Below are 2887 nucleotides of genomic sequence, written 5' to 3'. Positions count from 1 at the left end.
ACATCTACTGTTAGTAAAATATTTGGGGAACTAAAAAGAAGTCAGGAAGTTTTTTTAGAGGAGTTTAATAATACTTATATTGATGAATTCCCTCCTAGTTGGATTACTTTAGAAGTTTGTTCATTTGGTAACTTATCCTGGGTCTACAGCATCATAAAGCCAGGTATGACTAAACGAAACATTGCAAAAACTTATGGCCTTAACGATAAGGTCTTTCAATCTTGGCTTCATTCAATTGTATATCTAAGAAATACATGTGCTCATCACAGTAGACTATGGAATAAAAAATTAGCTATTAAAGCCGAATTTCCAAAAAAAACTAAATACCCATGGATTGTGAATTTTGAAACTATTGATAGTAGAACTGAAGAACCATCATTTATTAAAAATCGAACATATTTTGCGATTTGTATGATTCAATATCTTTTGCAATCAATAAACCCTAATAATACATTTTTAGAAAAACTAAATAATTTATTTGATAAATATCCTATAATTGATAAAAATGCTCTTGGGTTTACTAAAAATTGGGAAAATGAACCTATGTGGGTTCAATCCAAATTAGCTAATGAGAAAGCAAAAATTAAAAAAAAAGGTTTTAGATATTATGTAAGAAATTAATATTAAAATAGTCTCGCAAAACCCAGTTTTTAATAAAATAAAACTGAATGAAAAATAATGAAAATAGAAAAGCCACTGTATAATGAATAATACAATGGCTTTTAATTTTTAACCAAACCTAACCCTGATGCAAAAGTATTATTTTTTATGAAATATCAAATCTAATAGATCCATTATTGTACCATATTAAAAATAGATTGTATAACATTAATATACAGCGCTATTAATAAAGGATAGATATGTTTAATTTCAAACATCTATAAATGAAGACAAAGGAACCTGAAGATAGACTAGTGAAAAAACAAAATAAAGATAATCTCAATATATCAAAGCGATTGCTTTAATTTTTCAACCCTAAACTAATTTCCTTTCTAAGTAAATAGAACATCTTTCGAACAATATATCTGTTATAGTTTTGTCAAATAACTGTTTAATAAATATATTTGTGTCGGAATTGAATACTTGAACAATTGGTATGAATGGAAATTTTTATAGGATGTATACCAAGCATCAATTTGCAGTAGTGAAACTACAATCTGATTTTTTGTACCCTGAAGATATTGAATCATTACATAAAGAATATAATAATGACCCTGATTACACAAGAATACAATATTTGATTATTATCATAGATGAAAAATGCAAACCTAAATTTAGTATTAATTATATTAGCCAATTCTCTAAAATTTACAACGCTGAATATCAAGTAAATAATCACAAGAGTATTGTATGGGTAGTTTCGCAACCAATAATAACAGCCCTTACTCATTTATTAGTTTTAGAATTGAATGACAATAGCTATTATTGTTCTACACTTAAGAAAGCTTTTTACTTACTTGACTCTACAATGGACTATAATACTTTCATTGAATTACTTGATGCTACTCAGAAGGTTCCGAATTAACCTCAAAATAATATAGAAAGCTATTTCGGATCTTTGAATAAAAATATATAGTTACTTCCCCTTCAATAAAAAGTAATAAATTAACGGTTTCGACGAATTAATACGAAATAACGATTATATTGCACAGATAATTTAACACAATCAAACAAAAAAGATGACAAAACAAGAATTTGTAAATGCAATAGCTGCAGATAGCGGACTGTCTAAGGCTGATACAGAAAAAGCATTAAATGCAATAACTGAAACTATAAAAAATACACTAGCTCAGGGCGAGAGTGTTCAATTAGTAGGATTTGGTACTTTCTCAATTAGCGAACGTGCAGCTCGTACAGGTAGAAATCCACAGACTGGTAAAGAAATCCAAATAGCAGCAAAGAAAGTTGCAAAATTTAAACCTGGTAAGGCTTTAGATGAATCAATTAATTAAGCAGAGTACTTATTAAAGTATTATAGACTCCAGGAGATTTCTACTCGCATGGAGTTTACATTTTCTCCCTATTTAACGGATTTACTTTCAGTGTTCCATAAAGCAATTATCTTTATATGTAATAAATACTTATATAAGGATAATTGTCGTATCTTTCTACAAGTATAATGGTTGATATGGCAAAAAAGTATCAAAAATTTTAATGGATAAGAATTGAAATAATGTTTACTGTAGAACAAATAGACATTGCCCACAGAAAAATTAAATCTGGTGCTGAATTTCCAAGATATATTCAAGAAATTAAGGAATTTGGAGTTACTGCATTTGAAACCTGGGTTTCTGATAGTCATACAGTATATTACGGAAAAGATAATTTTCAAACAAAATCCAAACCTAAATACAACGAACTTTCTATTAAGGATTTTTGTAATAGAGACCAATTCGAAGCGTATTTAAGAATTCACCAGAAAGGAGAAACTGATTATTTAACTTTTTGCAGGCACTGTGCAGAATCAGGAATTGAAAAATGGATTGTTGATCTTAATAAGATGACATGTATATATTATGACAAAGCAGGTAATGAGGTTTTAAAGGAAGATATTCCGACAGTTTGAAACAAAACCATACAAGATCATATTTGGTAAGCTTATTAATTATAGTACGATATAACACAGTTTATAAAGAAAAATTACAATATTCCCCCCTCCATAATAAATAAAGGACACTATCAAATACAATGATAGCGTCCTTTAATTTTTACCCAAACCTGCCCACAGGTAAAAGGTTTGGCAAATGTAATATTTATCTTTCTCTGATATAAAATGTCAAGTAAATATATCAATAGATATTAAACACAAACTGGCATTTACCCTGTTATAACTATTAATCAATTTTGAAAAAAGAAATAGTACTTTTCAAATTCTCCGCTTGATCAG

General features: G+C 28.3%; 4 protein-coding genes. All 4 read left to right on the top strand.

Going from position 1 to position 2887, the window contains the following annotated elements:
- The coding region (locus tag OM075_RS24735; protein ID WP_301193240.1) for an Abi family protein at positions 1-621 on the top strand (621 nt) is incomplete at its 5' end.
- A 475-nt stretch (positions 622-1096) separates the two neighbouring features.
- A complete protein-coding gene (locus tag OM075_RS24730) occupies positions 1097-1525 on the top strand; it encodes a hypothetical protein (RefSeq protein ID WP_301193239.1) in 429 nt (142 codons plus the stop codon).
- A gap of 154 nt (positions 1526-1679) precedes the next feature.
- Complete coding sequence (locus OM075_RS24725) at positions 1680-1952, top strand: HU family DNA-binding protein (RefSeq protein ID WP_301193238.1); 273 nt, start codon at positions 1680-1682, stop codon at positions 1950-1952.
- A gap of 221 nt (positions 1953-2173) precedes the next feature.
- Positions 2174-2566 carry a DUF1398 domain-containing protein gene (locus tag OM075_RS24720; protein WP_301193237.1) on the top strand — a complete coding sequence of 131 codons (393 nt, stop codon included), beginning with the start codon at positions 2174-2176 and terminating at the stop codon, positions 2564-2566.
- Positions 2567-2887: the final 321 nt, after the last annotated feature.

The organism is Plebeiibacterium sediminum (assembly GCF_026013605.1).
In the GTDB taxonomy this organism is placed as follows: domain Bacteria; phylum Bacteroidota; class Bacteroidia; order Bacteroidales; family Marinilabiliaceae; genus Saccharicrinis; species Saccharicrinis sediminus.
The sequence above is the reverse complement of the archived record's forward strand: the minus strand, read 5'-3'. Positions and strand labels throughout refer to the sequence as shown.